Raw genomic sequence first — 21842 nt, forward strand, 5'->3', positions numbered from 1 at the left:
TTTTTTATGCTATAATTTACTTTGAGATGAGCTCAAGGGTATCTCTTGCGATAAGGAGCTCCTCGTTTGTGGGAACGATCCATACCTCAACCTTTGAATCGGGAGTGGAGATCTTTGTGAGCTTGCCTCTGATAGTGCGGTTGAGAGCCTCATCGATCTTGATGCCGAAGAAGTCCATGTTCTGGCATACCTGCTCTCTTACTTCCCATGAGTTCTCGCCGATACCGCCTGTGAAGAGAACAGCGTCAAGGCCGTTCATAGCAGCAGCGTATGCGCCGATGTACTTCTGGATCTCGTAAGCCAGCATATCAGAAACCAGCTGAGCCTTGTCGTTGCCGTTATTGGCAGCCTCCTGGATATCACGGTTATCGGAACCAACGCCCGATACGCCCAGGAAGCCTGACTTCTTGTTCATGTACTCGCTCATCTGTGAGGGAGTGAAGTGGTGCTTGTCAGCAACGAATGTTACAGCGGAAGGATCAACAGAACCTGTTCTTGTACCCATAACTACACCGTCAAGAGGTGTGAAGCCCATTGATGTATCTACGGACTTTCCGCCGTCAACAGCTGTGATAGAGGAACCGTTTCCAAGGTGACATGAAACGATCTTCAGATCCTTTACGTCCTTGCCCATTGCCTCGGCAAGAGCCTTTGACACGAATCTGTGGGATGTGCCGTGGAAGCCGTACTTTCTTACATGGAGCTTCTCGTAGTCCTCATAGGGAAGACCGAACATGAAAGCCTTGGGAGGCATTGTCTGGTGGAATGCTGTATCGAATACAACTACCTGGGGTACGTTTGCGGGGATAACGCTCTTGCAGGCTCTGAGTGCCAGTGCGTGAGCGTGATTGTGAACGGGAGCAAGCTCGCGGAGCTCGTCGATCTTGTCGATTACTTCATCTGTAACGAGAACAGACTTGTCGAATACGTCTGCACCCTGTACTATTCTGTGGCCTACAGCTGAGATAGCGTCCATGCTGTCGATGACCTTTGCGTCACCTGAAGTAAGGCACTCTACCAGCTTCATGAAAGCCTCTGTATGTGTGGGAAATGAGCAGTCCTGATCGAGGACTCTGCCGTCGGCGGTCTTGTGGTTGATATGGCCGTCGATACCGATACGGTCGCAGTTGCCCTTGGCGATAACGCTCTCATCGCTCATGTCGATGAGCTGATACTTCAGTGAGGAGCTTCCTGCGTTTACAACTAAGATTATCATATATGTAATTTCCTTTCAAAAAATATTTTGCATATATTATTATATACTATTTTTCAGAAATTGCAAGTCCTTTTTTGAAATTTAAGTCTCCCTGAGGGAGCTTTTGACGGTAACGGGCGGAAAAGCATGGTTTTTTCTGTTGCAAAACGTCTAAAACCGCGTTCAGATAAAGGAATAATATGTCAAGTAGATAAAAATTTACAGAAAATCATTGAAATCGGAGAAAAGAGGTAGTAAAATGAAAGTCAGCGGTATAATATGCGAGTATAATCCCTTTCATAACGGTCATCTTTACCATATCCGCAGGACCCGTGAGAACGGCGCTACACATATCGTTGCTGTGATGAGCGGAAACTTCGTGCAGCGCGGCGATACGGCCGTCATGGACAAGCTTGAAAGAGCGCGGCTTGCCGTCCGCTCGGGAGCAGATCTCGTAATAGAGCTCCCCGTGCAGTACAGCCTTGCTTCCGCCGAGAACTTCGCTTCGGGAGCCGTTCATCTTCTTGACGCTCTGGGCGCTGTGGACGAGCTTTCATTCGGAAGCGAGTGCGGAGATACGGAAAAGCTCCGCCGCGCAATGGAGACCGTTGATCTTGCGGCCGTCACCCGCGCCGATGAGATACGGAGCATCATGGAAAAGGGCTATACCTACCCGAGAGTCCTCAATTCCGTTGTGAACGGCTACGATCCCGAGGCGGCTGCCATAATAGCAGAGCCCAACAACACCCTTGCGGTGGAGTACCTGAGAGCGCTGAAAAAGAGCGGCTCCTCAATGGAGCCCTTTACGGTGATGCGCGAAAAGACAGGCCATGATTCAAGGACTGCCGAGGGCGGATTTGCCAGTGCGTCCATGCTGAGGGAGCTTATAGACGGGGGCGAGGATATAGCGGGCTATACCACAAAGGAATGGGCTGCGGCTGTAGCTTCAGCCGTGGAGAAGGGCGAGACTGCTTCTCTCAGCCGTCTGGAAAGGGTGATACTCTACAAGCTCCGCACCTGTACCGTGGAGGAGATCGCCGATATCTGCGATGTGGGACAGGGACTTGAGCACAGGATATACGGCGCGAGAATGGCAGGCTCCCTTGACGAGCTGCTTTTCACCGTTAAGACAAAGAGATATACAATGGCAAGGATAAGGCGGATAATGCTGGCTCTGCTCATCGGAATAACCAAAGGGGATATGGAGCAGCTGCCGCCGTACGGAAGGATACTTGCCTTCAACGAGCGCGGAAGGGAGATACTTGCAAGGGCAAAGGAGTCCGCAAAGATACCCTTCGGCTCCTCCATCGCAAAGCTGTCGCAGCTTGGCGATGCAGCGGAGCGTTTCGCCGAGCTGGAGATAAGGGCTTCCGATATATACGGGCTGGCTCTTGAGACCGTAACTTCTGCCCAGAAGGACTACAGGGCGAAAATAATGATAGATATGGAGTAATGTCAATGATATCCGAGCTTCTTCGTAAGGCAGCCGCAGCGGCTGCTGCGTTGATAACACTGACATCATGCGGACATATGGTCGTCCTTATGGAGCCTGAGACAGGTACGCATGGGACGGCGGTATCGGTCGATGACGATCCGCAGGGGGAGACGTCAACATCTGCCGCCGAGCCGACCACAGAGCAGTTCACGGTGGACGTTAAAATGCCCGATGGCTATGATATCCCCCGAAAATACAGCATATCCGACTTCAAGGCGGTGCTTCAGAAGCCCGAGCTGCCTACGGGCTGCGAGGTTACGGCTCTCTGCGAGGTGCTGAACTATCTCGGCTTCGCTATAGACAAGGTGACTCTTTCCGACGAGTTCATGCCCATGGACAATAACGGCATAACCACCATGAAGACTGCCTATATCGGCGATCCCAAGTCTGACGAGGGCTTCGGCTGCAATGCTCCCGTTATCGTGCAGACGGCCGACGATTATTTTGAGTCTGTGGATTCACCCTGCTATGCAGTGGATATGACGGGAAGCTCTATGAAGGAGCTGTACTATCAGGTGTCACAGGGCAGACCCGTAGTTATCTGGAACACCATAAATATGATCGTTTCCGCCCCCAATCTTCGCTGGGTCACCAACGAGAACGAGGAGATGTGGTTCAACGACTTCCAGCACTGTGTGGCGCTTTACGGCTACGATCTGGACAGGAACGTGGTGTGCGTGGCAGACCCTCTTGCGGGCAATGTTGAATACGATCTGAAACGCTTTGAGAGCATATTCTACGATCTTATGGGCAGGCAGGCCGTGGTGATCTGCGGGGACGCAAAGACCGAGGGCAAGTATAAGGCTCCTGCCGACAAGCCTCAGTCGCCTATACTCAGCAGGAACAAAGCCGAGAGGAAAAAAGCCGAGGAAGAAGAGGCAAGGCGCAAGGCCGAAGAGGAAGAACGTAAAAAAGCCGAAGAAGAACGCAAAAAAGCCGAGGAAGAACGTAAAAAGGCCGAGGAAGAGGAACGCAGGCGCATAGAGGAAGAGGAAAAGCGCAGAGCCGAGGAGGAAGCTGCGGCAGCTCCGGAGGAACCTGAGCCTCCCCGTGAGGAAGAACCCGAGGAAGCGGCAGAGGAGCAGGGATGAGCTTGATTAAGGGAATAATATTCGATCTTGACGGTACTCTGCTGGACTCCATGACCGTGTGGAGCAGCATAGACAGGGAATTCCTCATTGAAAACGGCATAGCCGATCCGCCTCCCGAGGTCTCGGACGTTGTAAAGAAAATGACGGTCGACGAGTCGTCGCAGTATTTCATAGACCGCTTCGGGCTGAGCTGCACGAAGGAATACGTCATATGGCGTATAGAGGACATGGTACGGCACCGCTATGAGGAGCAGATACCTCTGAAGCCCCATGCTGTGGAGCTCATGGATCATCTGGACAAACGGGGGATACCCTACGGCATAGCCACCGCCACCTACAAAGGGCTTGCGGAGGCCGCACTGAAGCGCTGCGGAGTATACGACAGGTTCCGCTTCCTGCTTACGGATATTGAATATCCCGCAGGAAAGAACTACCCAGATATTTTTTTCGGAGGCGCCGAAAGGCTGGGCACAGAGCCTGTGGAGACCCTTGTGGTCGAGGACTCACTCCACTGCATCGAGACCGCGAAATCAGCGGGCTTTCCGGTGTGCGGAGTCTACGATCCCGTTGCGGAGCCCGACAGGAAGCGCATCGAGGAGCTTTCGGATCACTACGTCAGATCACTTGACGATATAATACAAATACTGTAGGGCGAACGATGTTCGCCCGTGCTGTTTTAGAAGGAGCATATGATGAAGAAGGTTATGGTGGGAATGAGCGGAGGCGTTGACAGCTCCGTGGCGGCCATGCTGCTTAGAAGCAGCGGCTATGAGGTCATGGGCGTCACCCTGAAGCTCTTTTCCGACGAGGATATATCCGAGGCACAGAAGGAGGGCAAGACCTGCTGTGCGCTTTCCGACGTTGAGGACGCAAGGAGCGTTGCCTACAGACTGGGCTTCGAGCACCTTGTATTCAACTTCAGGGACGTTTTCCGCGAGTACGTTATGAAGCAGTTCGCGGACAGCTATCTCAGCGGCCGCACTCCCAATCCCTGTATAGAGTGCAACCGCCATGTGAAGTTCGATAAGATGCTGAGGAGAGCTCGGGAGCTGGGCTACGACTTTATAGCCACGGGGCATTACGCCGTGAATGAGTATGACGAGGAGCGCGGCCGATGGCTGCTGAAGCGTCCGAAAGACCGCAGCAAGGATCAGACCTATGTGCTCTACGCCCTCACTCAGGAGCAGCTCTCTCATACTCTCTTTCCACTTGGCGGACTTGAGAAATCACAGGTAAGGGAGCTTGCCGAGTCCGCAGGACTGGTAAACTCCAACAAGCCCGACAGTCAGGATATATGCTTTGTCCCCGACGGCGACTACGCAGGCTTCATACGCAGATTCACGGGCTGCGACACTCCCTGCGGAAGCTTTGTTGACATTGAGGGCAATATCCTCGGAGAGCACAAGGGTATCATAAATTATACCATCGGTCAGCGCAAGGGGCTGGGCATTGCTCTGGGTCACCCTGCCTATGTGGTGAAAAAGGACATTGCCGCCAATACAGTTACCCTGGGACTGGAGTCCGACCTGTATACAAAGAGCCTTATCGCCGATGATTTCAACCTTATATCTGTTGAAAGGCTTGAAGCGCCCATGCGCGTGACCGCTAAAACGCGCTACAGCCAGAAGGAGCAGCCTGCGGTGGTGTCATATCTCGGTGGCGGTGAGTATCTGGTGGAGTTCGACCAGCCTCAGAGGGCCGTCACAAGCGGTCAGGCAGTAGTTCTCTACGACGGAGATATCGTAGTAGGCGGAGGTACAATAAAATGATGAAAACGGCGCTTCTTGTCATAGACGCTCAGGAGCTTATAACCGATGAAAGGCTCTATGCTTATGATAAATACATGGAAAACGTCCGCAAACTCATATCCGAAGCGCGAAAAAACGGCACGGAGGTCGTCTATGTCCGCCATGACGACGGCGAGGGACAGCCCCTGTCCAAGGAAAATGAGGGCTTTGATGTGTGCAGGGAGTTCGCTCCCGAGGAAGGCGAGAGAGTATTCGATAAGTCCGTGAACAGTCCCTTCCGTGACAGCGGACTGCTGGAATATCTGAGAGGAAAAGCAGTGAAAAGGCTCATAATCACGGGCTTGCAGACGGATTTCTGCATAGACGCCGCTGTGAAATGCGGATTTGAGCACGGCTTTGAGATGATAGTTCCCGAATACTGCAATTCCACCTTTGATAACGATCATATGACGGCGGAGCAGACCTACCGCTATTACAACGAGTTCATGTGGAAGAACAGATATGCCGAATGCGTTTCTATTGATGAAGCCATTGAAATGATACAGAATAACAAATCCGAACTGCCAAAAAAGACTAAAGATACACATAACATCAGAAAAGCGACAGAAGATGATATTTCGAGAATTGCGGAGATACTTGTTTTTGCCAAAAGAATGAAATATCGCTCAATATTCAAGGACGACGGGTACTCGTTCGGTGAACTTCAGGTGCTTACTGTGGCTGAAAAGTACATCGAAAAGGGCTTCCTTAACAATATGTTCCTGTATGATGACGGAATTATAAAGGGACTTATCCGCATTGATAAAGCAGAGATCCTTGAATTGTATGTTGATCATTTCTTCCAGGGACAGGGAGTAGGCTCGGAATTAATAGAATATGCCAAAGAAAACTACCCCGTAAGCTTTCTTTGGACAATTGAAAAGAATACTGATGCTATACGCTTCTATGAAGCGCATGGTTTTCATCTTACAGACAACAGGAAGCTGGAAGAAGGAACTACGGAATATCTTGTAATGATGAGAAACTGATTGTTTATTTATGAAAAAGGAACACTATGGAATACAAATACGAAAAACTTACGGATAAGATATACGTCTGTGCCAGCAGCGATCACCGCTTCGGTACGGACGCCTTTCTGCTGGCGGACTTCTCGCAGTACCGCGCAAAGGACAAGGCCTGTGACCTGGGTACGGGCTGCGGCATAATACCGCTCATCATGCAGAAAAAAATGCCGCCCAAGGTCACATATGCGGTGGATATACAGGAGGGTGCCATAGAGCAGCTCCGTCTCGGACTTGAAAAGAGCGAGACCACGGGCATAGTGCCTGTATGCGCCGACCTGAAGGAGCTCTGGGAGGGCGCACCGCTTGGGCAGCTCGACCTTGTTACCTGCAATCCGCCCTACAAGGTGAACAACGCTGGCTTCCAGAGCGTGATAACTGCTCAGAAGATAGCCCGTCACGAGATACTCTGCACCATAGACGACGTGTGTGCGGCAGCTCAGAAGCTGCTGAAATTCGGCGGCAGGCTGTGCGTCTGCAACCGTCCCGAGCGTCTCAGCGACGTTATATACGCCATGAAAAGCCATGATATCGAGCCGAAACGGCTGCGCATGGTATCGAAGAACGCAGATGAGGCTCCATGGCTTTTTCTCATTGAAGGCAAGAAGGGCTCCAGACCCTTTATGAAGATAGAGCCCCAGCTCTACATACGCAGCGAGAACGGATTTTCCGAGGAGCTTCAGAAGATATACGACACAGGAAAGGAGCAGCTATGAGCGGCACATTTTACGTTATAGGAACGCCTATAGGCAACCTTGAGGACATAACTCTCCGTCAGCTTGATACACTTGCAGCCGTGGACTTCATATGTGCGGAGGATACCCGTGTTACCCTGAAGCTGCTGAACCGCTTCGACATAAAGAAGCCTCTTGTAAGCTTCCATGAGCACAGCTCAAAGGCGGACGCGCAGAAGATAATCGACAGGCTTATGGCAGGGGAGAACTGCGGCATAGTCACCGACGCAGGTATGCCCTGTATATCCGATCCCGGCGAGGTGCTTGTAAAAATGTGTGCCGAAAGCGGCATCGACATAAAGGTCGTACCTGGGCCCAGTGCGGTAGTATCGGCAATTGCCGTGTCGGGACTCAGCACAAGGAGGTTCACATTTGAGGGCTTTCTGCCCGTACCGAAAAAAGAACGCATCCAGCGCCTTGAGAATCTCCGCGGCGAGACGGCGGTCATGGTATTCTATGAGGCTCCCCACAAGCTGAAGACCACACTGGCCGATCTGGCTGAGTTTTTCGGCGGCGACAGAAGGATATCCCTCTGCCGTGAGCTTACCAAGATACATGAGGAGGTGCTTCGCCTTACCCTTGCCGAGGCAGTTGAATACTACAGTATCAATGAGCCCAGAGGCGAGTTCGTGCTTGTCCTTGAGGGGGCAGCCGAGTGCGGCGGCGAGTCCGTCACCATAGATGACGCACTGGAGCAGGTCAGGAAGCTGATAGACATGGGAGAAAAGCCCACAGAGGCCTGCAAGGCCGTTGCGAAGGAGACTGGTTTCCGAAAGGGCGAGCTGTATTCAAGGCTTCAGTAAGCATACTATTTTATATTAAAAATGACAGAGAAGTGAAAATTAGCGAAAAAAGCTTGAAATCATAAAGAATTTGTGATATAATTATTAGCGTTATTATTGCTGATACACTAAATCTATGTATCCATGTTCAAAAAAGCGCCATATCAATACAATTATAAATATTCTGCCGCAGATGCGACACCTGCGGCGAAAGAAGGTTCTTTATGATTTGCGATCTGCACTGTCACACCACGCTTTCCGACGGTTCACTGGGCATCGAGGATGTTATTGCTCAGGCGAAACGCATGAATATCGACTGGCTTTCGATAACCGATCACGATACCATGGCCTCCTTTTCAAGGGCTGATGTATTGGGCGAGCGCGCAGGAGTGAAGATACTCCACGGCGTAGAGCTTTCGGCATGGGATAAGGAAAGAAACAGCAAAGTGCATATACTTTGCTACGCACCGTCAAAGCCCAACAGACTTGAGGGGCTTTGCCTTAAATCCTGCGAGATAAGGAAGGAATGCTCCAAGGAGATGATCGAAAAGGTCATGGAAAAATTCCCCATCACACAGGAGAGCATACTAAAACGCACAACTGCCTCCAAGAGCATTTTCAAGCAGCATATAATGCGTGCTCTCATAGATTACGGCTATGCGCTGGAATTCTACGGAGACCTTGACCGTGAGCTGTTTAATCCCAAGAACGGCTCCTGCTATGTTGAGCGTGAGTACCCCGACGTAAACTTTGTAATTGACCTGATACATACGGCAAAGGGCGTGGCCGTCATGGCTCACCCCGCACAGTACAACAATATCGAGCTCCTTGAGGAGCTGGCAGCCAAGGGAAAGATCGACGGCGTTGAGATAGGACATTTCTCAGCGGACGCCGAATGCCGCAAAAAGCTTGCAAAGATCGCCAAGAAATACGATCTTATCGAGACTGGCGGCTCCGACTTCCACGGACTTTACAACAAGGTCCCCACACACCTCGGAAGCGAGACTACCACAAAGGAAAATCTCGACAGGATCCTGAAGCTTGCCGCAAGCATGAAATAAGAGGCGGAAATGAGCATTAAGGTTATACCCTTTATATTGTTTCTGGGACTTTTCGTTCTCTTCGCCTCACCTATAGGCACAGGCATCATAAACCTGGGAAACGGTACGGGCATGGTCGTTTCGGCTCTGCTTATGCTTATCACCCTGTTCTGGGAAAGGTTTACGGGCTTTGTGGGAAGATGCTGGGAAAAGCTGCCGGGAAAGGTGGCCATCTGCGCCGCGGTGCTTATTGCCGCAGTGAGCATAGTCCTTGCAGTGATGATAAGCGTATCCATGGCAAAAGAGGCCAATGACCCGCCAAAGGACGAGAATACCACTGTAGTGGTGCTTGGCTGCAAGGTCAAGGAAGGTCGTCCGAGCCTTATGCTCAGAAGAAGACTTGACGCTGCATACGGCTATCTCTCGGAGCATGAGAGCGTATGCGCCGTGGTCTCCGGCGGAAAGGGCAGCGATGAGAGCATCAGCGAGGCTCAGTGCATGAGGGATTATCTTGTGGGAAGGGGCATAGCTCCCGAGAGGATATTCATGGAGGATAAGTCCGTGAACACCGAGGAGAACCTCAGATTTTCCAAGAAGATCATCGAAAGCAACGGCCTCCCGCAGACCGTTACTCTCGTTACGGACAATTTCCACCAGTACCGCGCAGAGCTCATAGCTGAATCAAACGGCATAAAGGCATATAATATCTCGGGAAAGACCTCGTGGTATCTTCTCCCAACATACTGTGTAAGAGAGTGGTTCGGCGTCGTCTATTACAAGCTTTTCGGATAGGAGCTGCTGTAATGAAATGGGTCATCATGAACGTCCGAGACGGTATGTATGTGGTATCCCGCCGATTCTGTGTATATAACGTCCGTTTTGCAAGGCATTTCAGGACTGCCAAACTCGCTCAGGCATATATTGCGTCATCAGGGCTTGACAGAAGGACATACATCGCTGTGGAGCTTGATAATGAGACATGACAGACTGTTATTTTCATAATATATAATAGTATAAGATATTTGTAAAGGAATGGTTATTTTGAAGATAGGTTTTTCAACACTCGCTTGTCCCGAATGGTCGTGGACGGATATTTATTCCATGGCCAAGGACTTCAGGTTTGACGGAATTGAGATAAGGGGACTGGGAAATGAGATATTCTCCGTCAAGGCTCAGCCCTTTACCGAGGCTCAGCTTCCCAACACTATTGCCAAGCTCCGTTCACTTGGTCTGGAGATACCCTGTCTTTCATCAGGTGCCTGCCTTAAATTCAAGGACAAGTATCAGGAGGCAGAGGACGAGATAAAGGCATATGCACAGCTTGCAGGCAAGCTGGGTGCTTCCTATATAAGAATACTGGGCGACCTTGAGCCTGCCCCGGGCGGCGATGTTGACGATGATTATATCGTAGAAGCGCTCAAGAAGCTGGTTCCCATAGCCGAGGAGTATAATGTAACTCTCCTTGTTGAGACAAACGGCGTATATTCCGATACTGCAAGGCTTGCAAAGCTCCTTGACAGCGTTAACAGCCGCAAGGTGGCTGCCCTTTGGGATATGCACCACCCCTACCGTTATAATAATGAAGCTCCCGAGACAACAGTTGCAAATCTCGGCGAGTACATCAAGTACATACAGGTCAAGGACAGCGTAATGCGCGAGGACGGCACCGTTGAGTACCGTATCATGGGCACCGGCGATGTCCCCGTAAAGCAGATGATAGAGGCTCTTGACACTATCAACTACAACGGCTATATCTCCCTTGAATGGGTAAAGCGCTGGGCGCGTGACCTCAGCGACGCAGGTATCGTTATACCTCAGTTCGCAGAGTACATGGCTCCCTACAAGAAGTCCCACAAGCACCCTCTCCAGACCAATATGAGAGGTGACGGTCAGTATCCCTGGCCAAAGGAGCGTATACTCAACTATACATTCCCCGACATACTCGACCGTATCTGTGAGCAGTTCCCCAATCAGTACGCATTCCGCTACACTGAGCTTGACTATACAAGAACATACCCCGAGTTCCGCGACGACGTTGATACCTTTGCACGTTCGCTCCTTGCAATGGGCGTTAAGAAGGGCGATCACGTTGCTATCTGGGCTACAAACGTTCCTCAGTGGTATATCACATTCTGGGCTACCACAAAGATCGGCGCAGTTCTGGTCACCATGAACACAGAATACCGTATCCACGAGGCTGAGTATCTGCTGAGACAGTCCGATACCATGACTCTCGTAATGATAGACGGTATCAAGAACATCAACTATGTAGATATCATCAAGGAGCTCTGCCCCGAGCTGGAGACCTGCGAGGCAGGAAAGCTCAATTCCGCAAGACTTCCTTACCTGAAGAACGTCATCACCGTTGACTCAAAGAACAACGGCTGTTTTACCTGGGAAGAGGCAGTTGCCCTTTCAAAGAACGTTCCCTACAGCGAGGTTGAGCGCGTAAGAAAGACCATTGATATCCACGATGTTGCAAATATGCAGTACACCTCGGGAACCACAGGCTTCCCCAAGGGCGTAATGCTTACACATTATAATGTAGTAAACAACGGAAAGGCTATCGGAGACTGCATGGACCTCTCCACAGCTGACCGCATGATGATACAGGTGCCTATGTTCCACTGCTTCGGCATGGTTCTGGCAATGACGGCTTCCATGACTCACGGTACGACAATGTCTCCAATAACACGTTTCTCACCGAGGAAGGGACTGGCTTGTATCAACAAGGAGAAGATAACCTGCTTCCACGGAGTTCCTACCATGTTCATTGCTATGCTGGGACACGAAGACTTCCCCAAGACCGACTTCTCACACATGAGAACAGGTATCATGGCGGGCTCTCCCTGTCCTATAAAGACAATGGAGGAAGTTGTCGAGAAGATGCACATGAGCGAGATCTGTATAACCTACGGTCAGACCGAGGCTTCTCCCGCAACGACCATGAGCAAGACCACAGATACTCTCGAACAGCGTGTAAATACAGTCGGCGGCCCGATATTCGGTGTAGAGTGCCGTATCGTAGACCCCGAGACCAATCAGGAAGTGCCCGACGACGTAGACGGCGAGTTCGTGGCAAGAGGCTACAACATCATGAAGGGTTACTACAAGATGCCCGAGGCAACAGCTGCCGCTATAGACAGCGAGGGCTGGCTCCATACGGGAGACCTTGCAAGACGCCGCTCCGAGGACGGATACTTCAAGATCACAGGCCGTATCAAGGATATGATAATCCGCGGCGGTGAGAATATCTACCCCAAGGAGATAGAGGACTTCCTCTATACCTATCCCAAGGTAAAGGACGTTCAGGTAATAGGCGTTCCCGATGAGGACTACGGCGAGGAGATAATGGCCTGCATAGTTCTCCAGGACGGCGAGACAGCTACCGAGCAGGAGATAAAGGACTTCTGCCTTGCAAGAATGGCAAAGCACAAGTGCCCGAGATACGTTGATTTTGTAGACGGATTCCCCATGAATGCCGCAGGAAAGATACTCAAATACAAGATGAGGGAGCAGGCAGTTGAAAAGCTGAAGCTCCACAAGGCTGACAGTATCGTTACCGCATAAAAACAGGCCCGTACAGATGTACGGGCTTTTCTTTTTCGGGAAAGATAACAATAAGGTTAAGATTTCTCCTGTGCTGTTGCTTTTCAACATAACATATGTTATAATAGTCATATGTTACAGAAAGGAGATACATAATGTATAAGCTTTCAAGCAGATTGTTGGCTGCTGTATCCGCAGCGGTCATTTCGGCTTCGGCCGTACCTTCGGCAGTTTTTGCCGAAGCAGATATACATGATATTTTCAGCAGCAGCAAGGGAGCGGCCGTTTCTTCGCAGACAGGCTGCGTTTCAATGCCCGTCCTGAAAAGAGCGGGAAACGGCGATGACATGGCAATGACGCCGTCTGTTGCATATAATCCCATAAGCAGCGGCGTAAGGGAAGGAGAGGGATCGTCTCTGCCCTCTGCCTTTGATATGCGCGGCGTCTACGGCAGCTCGACCGTAAAGGATCAGGATGTTTACGGCACCTGCTGGGCTCACGCTGCCATCGAGAGCGCTCAGTCCAGCCTGATAGAGTCCGAGCCGGATATCGACCTTTCTGAGCTCCATACAGCATATTACACCTATTACGGCGAAGATCAGATAAAGCTTTTCAGCAAATGGACTCCCGAGGAGATAATAGATGAGGGCGGCTCTTCAAATATGGTGTCAAACCTCTGGTCACAGTGGATAGGACCCGTGACCGAGAGCGTGCTGCCCTATAACGCACTGGACGTTCTGAAGGACAGCGCCGGCTTGACCAATATACGCAACCGTGCGGATTATCACATGAGAAACGCCTACAGCTTTTCGTTTGACAAGGAGAGGAGCAACTTCGACCAGATCAATGATGTTATCAAGGCTTTCTTATACAATGGTGAGTCTGTTGACGTTTCCTATATGTCAAACAGGTCTCTCAACTGGTCGTCTCAGTATAAAAGCTCCTATTCAAAAAGAAAACCGCGATTCGCCAATCATGCGGTGACCATAGTGGGCTGGGACGACAGCTTCCCTGCGGCGCATTTCAAGGAGACTCCCGAGGGGGACGGCGCATGGCTCTGCAAGAACAGCTGGGGCACAAATGAAGCAGACAACGGCTACTTCTGGATATCCTACTATGACAGGACCCTGTCAGATTTTGCGGTATTCGAGCTGGAAAACGCCGATGAGCACGAGAAGATATACCAGTACGATTCAATGATACCCATACAGACTCTTTCGGCGTATGACAGCGCGGAAGAGAACGGTCCATCATATATGGCCGAGGTATTCACGGCTGAAGAGCCTTCTCAGATAAGCGCCATAGGAACATATATCTACACTCCCATGACGGAGTACGAGATAACCGTATACACAGGTCTTACCGATCCGAATGATCCGTCATCGGGAACTCCTTCCTCTGTCACAAAGGGCGTATGCAACATGACGGGATTCTTCACCCTTGATCTTGACTCGCCCGTGGTCATCAGCGACGCCTGCGATTTCAGCGTTGTCGTAAAGCTCTACTGCTCGTATTACCCGTTTGTTCTGCCCGTTGAGAGCAGTCTCTACGTCGAGGACAGTACAGGCAGAAAGACCAATCTCAGCTCCATGTGTTCAGAGGAGCAGATAAGGCTCAATACGGAATACGGTCAGAGCTTCTACAGCATTGACGGCGAGACATGGAACGATACGCTTGAACATCCTATAGTATATACCGACGAGGAGGAGCAGAGCCTTCTTGATTCCTTTATATATCAGCTCTACGACGGCCTTGAGCCCGAAGATACCGAGCTCCTTCAGGACGCGGAGGAGAGCGAGGGCTACTACACAAGGCTGTTTGCCAAGGGCGATATAAAGAGCACCTTCGGCAACTTCACCCTGAAGGTCTACAGCGATCCCATCGGAAAGGTAAGCTTCTCACATCCTGCGGGCATGGTCCGCGCAGATGAGAAGGTGAGCCTGTCTGCGGGATTTGACGGTGCGGATATATACTACCGTACACAGGACAGCGAGGAGTACAGGCTCTATGACGGTCCATTCGCGGTCACTGAGGATATGAAGGTATCGGCCTATGCCGACCTCGGTGAAAGCCTTGCAGGCAGTGTGGACGGGGAGAGACTCAATGCAGTATCAACAAGAAGCTTTAAAGCCCACAGACCTGTCATGAACTGGATAGGCTACAAGGGCGATGAGGATACTACCAGAGATAAAATGAAATATGCCGAGAGGATATCCGATACGGAATTCTCAGTGGAGCTGCCGTCCCATACTGAAAAGCTGTCGCTGTGCTGCGGCTCCGAATACGGCATAAATCTGGACGACGTCTATTACGGCGGCGGAGAGTGGATAAGGAACATACCCCTTGAATACGGAATGAACGATATCACCCTGACTCTTACGGGAGCAGGTCTCCCCGATACTGTGGTGACTCTCCATGCCAACAGAGTGATGATAGGCTTTGATCTTGAAAAGGAGATCATAGAATTCAGCTATGTGGACAGGATAACTGCTCCCGACGGAACAGAGCTCCACGCGCTGGACAGTATAGGAAAGTATGCAGGACAGGATCTGACCATATACAAGGACGGCAAGGAGAAGAAGATACACCTGAACGAAAGGCCTGTTATACCTCCGCTGGAGCTTGATTACAAAAACGAGCTCCTGGGTCCTGTGACCAAGGAGCTGGCAGAGCGTCTGATGATACGAAACGATCTCAACGGAGACGGTGAATTCAGACTGTCATCGCCCAGGATAATGTCAGGCGACTTCTTCTACGGGCTTGATATGCTACAATATTACATATGTGTACTGCCGGGAGAGAGCATAACCCTTGCCACAAAGGCGGACGGCGAGTACATGATGAGCGAGCCCGTGACCTACACCATGCCCGAGGCTCCCGTTGATATCCCCGATATAACACAGTTCCGTACTACTAAAGAAGACGTTGTTACCATTGAGGATACATGGAAGTACGAGGTGGCAGAGAAAAGATATTTCCCCTCGGGCATTTTTGAGGAGGAAGGCAAGGAATACGGCTACGATGACAACGATAAGTTCACAGAGCTCCTGCGTAAGCGCTACGGAGCAGACGACGTCGACATCGAAAGCCTTTATTCAGCTAACTTCAAACCCTTCGACACCCTTGAGCCCGGAAAGAACTATCTCCTGAGATATGCCGCAGGCTCAGATCATTTCGCTTCGAGAACGATACTGTTCACGCCTTACCGTGACGGCGACGTCAACGGAGACGGCGTTGTGAACGCGGTGGACGCCTCACAGGTGCTGGCACATTATGCGGCGGTATCCTCCGGCAGGGAGCCTTTGCTGGGCGCATATGCCGAGTCGGTGGGCGATATGAACAAGAGCGGCCAGACCGACGCAGTGGACGCTTCACAGATACTGCTGTACTATGCAATGAGCTCTGTAACACCATCGGCTGACTGAGCATAAAGAATCGTACAAAAAGTTGCACAGAAGTTGGCTGATATTTTGTATCTCTTAGGCAATAGGCATAAAAGAGACTATGGGAACATATGTAAGAAACGTCAAAATGCTTTTACCGTTTTGTAACTTTTGAGCGATAAAGGATTGATTTATGTTATTATTGCTAAAAAAATAGTGTTGAAAGTGTACGTTGCGCCTAAAAATGATTAAAGAACGATACAAAATATTGACTTTGACCGCAAAATACGGTATATTTGTAAATGCAAAAGCAATTGTTGCACAATGCTGAATGTACGGAACGCCGACGATATGACGGTCGGGAGCGGGATGACTTCAGTATGTGATATCGGATCGGACTGAAATGTCAGGGCTTTTCTGACGGGGAGCACGGAGTACATTCGTGAGCCTGCGCCGCTCGGGCAGGGAGGTCGGAAAAGATATAAAATGCGATTGCAGAGCACATAAAGAAAACTAAAGACACAAGTCTAGGTTATAGCTTCAAAGAACAGAAGCAAGGGAAGGCATAACGGTTGCAGGACGTCAGCGGTGAGCACAATCATCGGACAGAAAAAAGCCGCGATGTTGCCCGCACATTAATAATTCACGAATATAATACACAAGGATGTATTATATACATATTTAAGGAGGAAAAATCTCATGAACACACTTAAGAGAACTTTAGCTTTAGTAGCTACACTTGCAATGGCAGCTACAGCATTCGCAAGCTGTGGAGATGACAAGAAGGATTCATCTTCAAAGGCTGACGAAACAACAACAGCTGCAGCTGATACAACAGCTGCTGATACAACAGCTGAGCCCGAGCCCGACGGCTCACTCGATGCTTCAGTTGGCACAGGCGGAGACACATTCACAGTTGCTGCTTGGAACCACGACGACGTTCCTTACCTCATCGCTGAGTGGAAGGGCCTCGATTTTGATTCAGTAGTTGCTGATCTCGCTGACAACAAGGTTGACGGCATCAAGTTCATCGACTTCGGTGTAGGCGGCGGCCAGGCTTCCGAGAACTACGACCAGCTCTTCAATGACGGTGGAGACCTCGACGTATACTTCTGTGAGGCTGACTGGGCTCTCAAGTACATCAACGACGATACAAAGACTCTGGCTCTCACAAAGCTCGGTCTCGGCGACAGCGATTTCTCTAACATCTACAGCTACACAGATGAAATCGGTAAGGACAAGAACGGCGTTCGTAAGGGCGTTTCATGGCAGGCAGCAGCAGGCGGCTTCGCTTACAGAGCTGACCTCGCTGAGGAGTACCTCGGTGCTAAGACACCTGCTGAGATGCAGGAGCAGATCGGCACTTGGGACGATTTCGTAGCAGCTGCTAAGACAATTTCTGATAAGTCCAGCGGCGGTGTTGCTCTTGCTGATACTCTCGGCGGTCTCTGGCAGGCATTTGCTTGCGGACGTACACAGCCTTGGGTAGTTGACAACAAGCTCGTTGTTGACGATTTCTGCAAGGACTTCGCTGACACAGCTAAGGAGCTCTGGGACTGCGGCGGTATCACAAAGAACAGCCAGTGGACAGATGAGTGGACAGCTGCAGGCGTTTCCGGCAACTGCATGGGTTACTTCGTTTCAACTTGGGGCTTCGGCGGATTCTTCCTCGATGCTGCAGGCGGCGAAGGCGGCGCTCAGTATGGTAAGTGGGCACTCTGCCAGGGCCCGACACCTTTCTACTGGGGCGGTACATGGATCGTTGTTAATCCCAGCACAGATAACGGTGAAGAGGCTCGTGACTTCATCATCTCTGCTACATCAGACGAGGCTAAGATGTCTGAGTACGCTACAAAGAAGCCTGAGTATGTAAACAACTCTAAGGTTATGGATGACCTTATCGCTGGCGATACAGTATTCAACGAGAAGATCTCCGGCAACTTCAAGGACAAGCAGAACTACTTTGCAGAGCTTGCTGAGAATGCTAAGGGCATCGACTTCAAGGGTCTCATCACACCTTATGACTCAACTGTAAAGGGCAACTTCTGTGACGCTGTTAAGGAGAACTACCTCGATGGCGGCAAGGACTGGGATGCTACTGTTGAAGCATTCAAGGACAAGGTTGCTGAGTCAGTACCCGATCTCGACGTTGACTAATTTCTGTTAACTTTTACAGAACAACAAATGCAGATATGCCTACGGAATACTTTATGTATTCCGTAGGTGTATATTTATCTGTACTATTATTCCGAGAGGGTGTGTGTTATGGCATCAGGCGCGCAGAGACGTATAAAGTCTATCAGCTACGCTAAGTATGGCTATATTTTTATATTGCCGTTTTTTTGTGTTTATTTCTTTTTCCAGTTATGGCCGCTGATCAACACCTTTATTGTAAGTTTCCATGGCAACGGTAAAAACGTTGAAGCATGGGTCGGACTTCAGAACTATAAGGATATTCTTTTTGGCGGTGAAGGACGTAGAGTAAGAGTTATCCATGAGAGCTTTTTCAGATGTCTGAAGAATACTGTTATCCTTTGGGTAGGTAACTTCATTCCTCAGTTGGCTCTTTCACTTTCTCTTGCTGTATGGTTTACGGAAGCGCAGTTAAAGATCCCGGGCAAGGGCTTCTTTAAAGTTGTTATGTATCTTCCGAATATCATTACCGCTGCCTCTGTAGCTGTTCTTTTCCTGCAGCTCATGGGACAGTCGGAAACAAACCCCGGTGCTGTTAATTTCCTGCTTTATAAGATGGGAATAGTTCATCGTGACTCGGCATCAGGACTTTATGACTCCATTCCCTTCGTTGAAGGTATATGGCAGTCAAGAATCGTAATTATGTTCATACAGACATGGATGTGGTTCGGTAATACCATGATCATGCTCATGTCAGGTATCCAGGGTATCAACCCATCACTGTTCGAGGCTGCAAGCATCGACGGTGCAAGCTCGGGACAGGTATTCAGAAAGATTACTCTGCCCCTTCTGACTCCTATCATGGCTTATACACTTATTACTTCCATGATCGGTGGTCTCCAGATGTTCGATATTCCTTATCTGTATACTAAGACAGGTAACGTTAAGGATCATCTCAAGACTGTGGCTGTTATGATCTTCCAGTACTTCCATGCTCAGGCTGACGAAAACAAGATGGGCTATGCAGGTGCTGTATCGGTACTGTTGTTCTTCATTACTCTTGCCCTCGGTCTTATTGCGTTCTACATGACTCGTGATAAGGATGAGATCGCAAAGAAGAAGCAGCGCAGGAAGATCGCTAAGCAGAATAAGCTTGAAAGTAAACAGTTCGGAGGTATCAGTATATGAGCAAGGAAATGAAGTCTGTTTACGGAAAAGCTAAGGATAATTACACCTTCAAGATCAGACTGAAGTCAACTATCCTTTTTGTATGGTTCCTTATACTGACCATAATCTGTTTGCTTCCTATCTATATTCTTGTTATCAATGCAACAAGAACCCATACGGATATTGCTAACGGATTAAGCTTTATTCCCGGAACCAATCTGAAGGGAAACTGGCAGAAGGTTTTCAATGAGCCCGGTTTCAAGCTCTGTTATAACGCACTTCACGGTTATAAGAACAGCTTGATCATCACCTGCTGCTCAACATTCCTCACAGTTTTCTTCTCAGCACTTACTGCTTACGGTATCCACGTTTACGATTTCAAGATCAAGGAGTTAGCTTACTCTGTGATCCTCCTCGTAATGATGGTTCCTATGCAGGTAACGTCAGCAGGTTTTGTAAGCTTTATGTCAGACCTTAAACTTACAAATACATACTGGCCTCTTATAATACCTTCAATTGCAGCTCCCGCAGTTGTTTACTTCATGAGGTCATACATGAAGTCGTCATTCCCCCTCGACATCGTTGAGGCTGCAAGAATCGACGGATGCGGCGAGTTCAGGACTTTCTTATCTATTGCAATCCCTATGATGAAGCCCGCTATAGCAGTTCAGGCTATATTCGCCTTCATCGCAAGCTGGAACAACTTCTATACACCTAACATGATCCTCATCAGTGTTGATCTGAAGAAGAAGACCCTCCCTATGATGGTTTCCGCTCTCCAGTCATCTGATAAGTTCAATGATTACGGTGCTATCTATCTGGCTATTGCACTTTCTATTATTCCTATCATTATCGCTTACGTTCTCCTTTCGAGATTCATCATTGCCGGTGTAGCTCTTGGCGGCGTAAAGGAATGATCAAAAAAACTACAGCACACTTCGGTGTGCTGTTTTTTGTTATGTACACAGGGCGAGTCCTTCGGGACTTGCCCTTTTTTGTTCTATGTCCGTTTTCTGCTGCATAGTATTTAGTGTAAGGAGATGATACAAATGAACGGCAGTACAAGCTACAGGACAATAACAGACCATCTTCCGCAGAAGCTGAGGGATATGCTCCTCAGTTTGAACGAAGGCCTGCTTCATGGGCTTATGGAGGTCAGGCTCCGTTCGGGAGGGCCGGTTTATTTTGTGTATCCGGAAAGGATATTATTTCTCGGCAGGAACGGTGAACTGCGTTCCGACAGCAGGGAGCTTTACATTGTCTCCGCAGCTGAAATAAAAGCGATACTTGACAGGCTCTGTCACTTCTCGGTGCACAGCTGCCCGTCACAGCTGTCTCAGGGCTGGTTTGTCATAGGAAACGGCGTAAGAGTAGGCCTTGCCGGAATGTATTCCTCAACGTCTCCGCCTGTAATCACGGATCTAAGTTCACTTAACTTCCGTATCTCGCGGGAGGTCAGAGGCTGTGCTGACGGACTGTTTCCGCAGATATACGACAGAAACGTGATCATATGTGGCGGAGTGGGTTCGGGAAAGACCACCATTCTACGCGAGCTCTGCCGTCTTAACGGCAGCCTGCGAAAGACCGCGCTCATAGACGAGCGCAATGAGATATCCTGCTTCTGTGACGGTGCTCCGCGGTATGATGTTGGGCTCATGACCGATATACTGGTAAACTGTACCAGAAGCTTCGGTATCAGTTCAGCGGTCAGAACTATGTCTCCAGAGCTGATAATCTGCGATGAAATAGCTTCATCGGAAGATACGGAGGCCATTGTTTCGGGCATAGCCTGCGGTGTGCGCTTTATTGTCACGGCTCACGGTGAGAATATGCAGGAGGCCTGCAAGCGTCCCGAGCTGAGATATCTTACGGAAAGCGGCCTGTTTCATCGTATTGTATTCCTGAAAGGCGCATCCCGTCCGGGAGAAACAGGGGAGATAATAAGGCTATGATATACATTCGGTTTACGGCTGTTGTACTTCTTGTACTGTGCGGCGGAGCCTGCGGCATATATAATGCCGACAAGCTAAGAAGGCGTGTGGAGCTCTGCACCGAAGCTGAAAAGGCCATGCGGCTTTTTGAGGCGCTTATAAGGACAAGCGGTGCGGACGTTTACAGGCTTATTGCTGCGGTGAAGGCGGAAAGACCTCAGAGACTGGGCTTTGTATACGGTCTTCCCGACAGCTTTTCATCGGACTGTGATATACGCCAGTGCTGGCGGGAGCTCTTAATGCGGGAAAAAGACATACCCGACGAGGAAAAGCATATACTTCTCGATTTGGGAAATCTGCTTGGCACTACGGATATAGAGGGACAGCTCAGCTGCATATCAGCGCAGCTTGCTCTGATGTCCTCACTGCGTGAGCAGAGAGCCGCAGAATACCGACAAAAGGGAAGACTGTACCGCAGTCTCGGAGTAATGGCAGGGATATCAGTGGGAATTATAATGATTTGAGGGCAGAAA

General features: G+C 49.8%; 18 protein-coding genes and 1 pseudogene. 18 read left to right on the plus strand and 1 reads right to left on the minus strand.

Annotated features, from left to right (window positions below; all coding sequences use genetic code 11):
* Nucleotides 1–16 precede the first annotated feature (16 nt).
* Entirely contained in the window at nucleotides 17–1216 is a 1200-nt protein-coding gene (locus Q0Y65_RS00155) for an acetate/propionate family kinase (RefSeq protein ID WP_297955281.1), read from the minus strand.
* Between the two features lie 238 nt (nucleotides 1217–1454).
* On the opposite strand from Q0Y65_RS00155, the gene Q0Y65_RS00160 reads away from it, so the two are divergent.
* The 18 genes and pseudogenes from Q0Y65_RS00160 to Q0Y65_RS00245 all read left to right on the plus strand — a co-directional run bounded on the left by Q0Y65_RS00160 (nucleotide 1455) and on the right by Q0Y65_RS00245 (nucleotide 21833).
* A complete protein-coding gene (locus Q0Y65_RS00160) occupies nucleotides 1455–2648 on the plus strand; it encodes a nucleotidyltransferase family protein (RefSeq protein ID WP_297955283.1) in 1194 nt (397 codons plus the stop codon).
* Between the two features lie 5 nt (nucleotides 2649–2653).
* Nucleotides 2654–3781: a C39 family peptidase gene (locus Q0Y65_RS00165; RefSeq protein ID WP_297955287.1), complete on the plus strand. Its 1128-nt coding sequence runs from the start codon at nucleotides 2654–2656 to the stop codon at nucleotides 3779–3781.
* Nucleotides 3778–4431, plus strand: coding sequence for an HAD family phosphatase (locus Q0Y65_RS00170; RefSeq protein WP_297955290.1), 654 nt, complete (start codon nucleotides 3778–3780; stop codon nucleotides 4429–4431). The genes Q0Y65_RS00165 and Q0Y65_RS00170 overlap by 4 nt, the downstream gene beginning before the upstream one ends.
* A 42-nt stretch (nucleotides 4432–4473) precedes the next feature.
* The gene (mnmA, locus tag Q0Y65_RS00175; RefSeq protein WP_297957025.1) at nucleotides 4474–5550 is read left to right on the plus strand and encodes a tRNA 2-thiouridine(34) synthase MnmA; all 1077 of its coding nucleotides are present in this window, start codon (nucleotides 4474–4476) and stop codon (nucleotides 5548–5550) included.
* Nucleotides 5550–6074 (plus strand): annotated as a pseudogene (locus Q0Y65_RS00180) (cysteine hydrolase family protein); the annotation flags it as partial. The gene mnmA and the pseudogene Q0Y65_RS00180, both read left to right, overlap by 1 nt.
* 108 nt (nucleotides 6075–6182) lie before the next feature.
* Nucleotides 6183–6557, plus strand: coding sequence for an N-acetyltransferase (locus Q0Y65_RS00185; RefSeq protein WP_297957028.1), 375 nt, complete (start codon nucleotides 6183–6185; stop codon nucleotides 6555–6557).
* 26 nt (nucleotides 6558–6583) lie between these two features.
* Complete coding sequence (locus tag Q0Y65_RS00190) at nucleotides 6584–7306, plus strand: tRNA1(Val) (adenine(37)-N6)-methyltransferase (protein WP_297955292.1); 723 nt, start codon at nucleotides 6584–6586, stop codon at nucleotides 7304–7306.
* Nucleotides 7303–8127 carry a 16S rRNA (cytidine(1402)-2'-O)-methyltransferase gene (gene rsmI, locus Q0Y65_RS00195; RefSeq protein ID WP_297955295.1) on the plus strand — a complete coding sequence of 275 codons (825 nt, stop codon included), beginning with the start codon at nucleotides 7303–7305 and terminating at the stop codon, nucleotides 8125–8127. Before Q0Y65_RS00190 ends, rsmI begins: the two co-directional genes overlap by 4 nt.
* Before the next feature lie 203 nt (nucleotides 8128–8330).
* Nucleotides 8331–9167: a PHP domain-containing protein gene (locus Q0Y65_RS00200; RefSeq protein ID WP_297955298.1), complete on the plus strand. Its 837-nt coding sequence runs from the start codon at nucleotides 8331–8333 to the stop codon at nucleotides 9165–9167.
* Nucleotides 9168–9176: 9 nt separating this feature from the next.
* Nucleotides 9177–9938 (plus strand): YdcF family protein, encoded by a 762-nt coding sequence (locus Q0Y65_RS00205; RefSeq protein ID WP_297955301.1) that lies wholly within the window; start codon nucleotides 9177–9179, stop codon nucleotides 9936–9938.
* An 11-nt stretch (nucleotides 9939–9949) separates the two neighbouring features.
* On the plus strand, nucleotides 9950–10129 hold the full coding sequence (locus Q0Y65_RS00210; RefSeq protein WP_297955304.1) for a hypothetical protein: 180 nt from the start codon (nucleotides 9950–9952) through the stop codon (nucleotides 10127–10129).
* Nucleotides 10130–10187: 58 nt separating this feature from the next.
* A complete protein-coding gene (locus Q0Y65_RS00215; RefSeq protein ID WP_297955307.1) occupies nucleotides 10188–12716 on the plus strand; it encodes an AMP-binding protein in 2529 nt (842 codons plus the stop codon).
* 134 nt (nucleotides 12717–12850) lie between these two features.
* The gene (locus Q0Y65_RS00220) at nucleotides 12851–16120 is read left to right on the plus strand and encodes a lectin like domain-containing protein (protein ID WP_297955309.1); all 3270 of its coding nucleotides are present in this window, start codon (nucleotides 12851–12853) and stop codon (nucleotides 16118–16120) included.
* A 657-nt stretch (nucleotides 16121–16777) separates the two neighbouring features.
* Nucleotides 16778–18235: an ABC transporter substrate-binding protein gene (locus Q0Y65_RS00225; RefSeq protein ID WP_297955312.1), complete on the plus strand. Its 1458-nt coding sequence runs from the start codon at nucleotides 16778–16780 to the stop codon at nucleotides 18233–18235.
* A gap of 108 nt (nucleotides 18236–18343) precedes the next feature.
* A complete protein-coding gene (locus Q0Y65_RS00230) occupies nucleotides 18344–19399 on the plus strand; it encodes a carbohydrate ABC transporter permease (RefSeq protein ID WP_297955315.1) in 1056 nt (351 codons plus the stop codon).
* Nucleotides 19396–20295, plus strand: coding sequence for a carbohydrate ABC transporter permease (locus tag Q0Y65_RS00235; protein ID WP_297955318.1), 900 nt, complete (start codon nucleotides 19396–19398; stop codon nucleotides 20293–20295). The genes Q0Y65_RS00230 and Q0Y65_RS00235 overlap by 4 nt, the downstream gene beginning before the upstream one ends.
* 132 nt (nucleotides 20296–20427) lie before the next feature.
* A complete protein-coding gene (locus tag Q0Y65_RS00240; protein ID WP_297955321.1) occupies nucleotides 20428–21330 on the plus strand; it encodes an ATPase, T2SS/T4P/T4SS family in 903 nt (300 codons plus the stop codon).
* Nucleotides 21327–21833 carry a stage III sporulation protein AB gene (locus Q0Y65_RS00245; RefSeq protein WP_297955324.1) on the plus strand — a complete coding sequence of 169 codons (507 nt, stop codon included), beginning with the start codon at nucleotides 21327–21329 and terminating at the stop codon, nucleotides 21831–21833. Before Q0Y65_RS00240 ends, Q0Y65_RS00245 begins: the two co-directional genes overlap by 4 nt.
* The last annotated feature ends 9 nt before the right edge of the window (nucleotides 21834–21842 follow it).

Source organism: uncultured Ruminococcus sp. (genome assembly GCF_947301925.1).
GTDB lineage: Bacteria > Bacillota > Clostridia > Oscillospirales > Ruminococcaceae > Ruminococcus.

Bases quoted from the DNA above. Each gene is read 5' to 3' on its own strand.
- Q0Y65_RS00245 (WP_297955324.1), top strand. From the start codon at position 21,327: ATGATATACATTCGGTTTACGGCTGTTGTACTTCTTGTACTGTGCGGC.
- Q0Y65_RS00210 (WP_297955304.1), top strand. From the start codon at position 9,950: ATGAAATGGGTCATCATGAACGTCCGAGACGGTATGTATGTGGTATCC.
- Q0Y65_RS00200 (WP_297955298.1), top strand. From the start codon at position 8,331: ATGATTTGCGATCTGCACTGTCACACCACGCTTTCCGACGGTTCACTG.
- Q0Y65_RS00160 (WP_297955283.1), top strand. From the start codon at position 1,455: ATGAAAGTCAGCGGTATAATATGCGAGTATAATCCCTTTCATAACGGT.
- Q0Y65_RS00165 (WP_297955287.1), top strand. From the start codon at position 2,654: ATGATATCCGAGCTTCTTCGTAAGGCAGCCGCAGCGGCTGCTGCGTTG.
- Q0Y65_RS00185 (WP_297957028.1), top strand. From the start codon at position 6,183: ATGAAATATCGCTCAATATTCAAGGACGACGGGTACTCGTTCGGTGAA.
- Q0Y65_RS00155 (WP_297955281.1), bottom strand. From the start codon at position 1,216: ATGATAATCTTAGTTGTAAACGCAGGAAGCTCCTCACTGAAGTATCAG.
- Q0Y65_RS00190 (WP_297955292.1), top strand. From the start codon at position 6,584: ATGGAATACAAATACGAAAAACTTACGGATAAGATATACGTCTGTGCC.
- Q0Y65_RS00235 (WP_297955318.1), top strand. From the start codon at position 19,396: ATGAGCAAGGAAATGAAGTCTGTTTACGGAAAAGCTAAGGATAATTAC.
- Q0Y65_RS00220 (WP_297955309.1), top strand. From the start codon at position 12,851: ATGTATAAGCTTTCAAGCAGATTGTTGGCTGCTGTATCCGCAGCGGTC.
- Q0Y65_RS00170 (WP_297955290.1), top strand. From the start codon at position 3,778: ATGAGCTTGATTAAGGGAATAATATTCGATCTTGACGGTACTCTGCTG.
- Q0Y65_RS00230 (WP_297955315.1), top strand. From the start codon at position 18,344: ATGGCATCAGGCGCGCAGAGACGTATAAAGTCTATCAGCTACGCTAAG.
- Q0Y65_RS00205 (WP_297955301.1), top strand. From the start codon at position 9,177: ATGAGCATTAAGGTTATACCCTTTATATTGTTTCTGGGACTTTTCGTT.
- mnmA (WP_297957025.1), top strand. From the start codon at position 4,474: ATGAAGAAGGTTATGGTGGGAATGAGCGGAGGCGTTGACAGCTCCGTG.
- Q0Y65_RS00240 (WP_297955321.1), top strand. From the start codon at position 20,428: ATGAACGGCAGTACAAGCTACAGGACAATAACAGACCATCTTCCGCAG.
- Q0Y65_RS00225 (WP_297955312.1), top strand. From the start codon at position 16,778: ATGAACACACTTAAGAGAACTTTAGCTTTAGTAGCTACACTTGCAATG.
- rsmI (WP_297955295.1), top strand. From the start codon at position 7,303: ATGAGCGGCACATTTTACGTTATAGGAACGCCTATAGGCAACCTTGAG.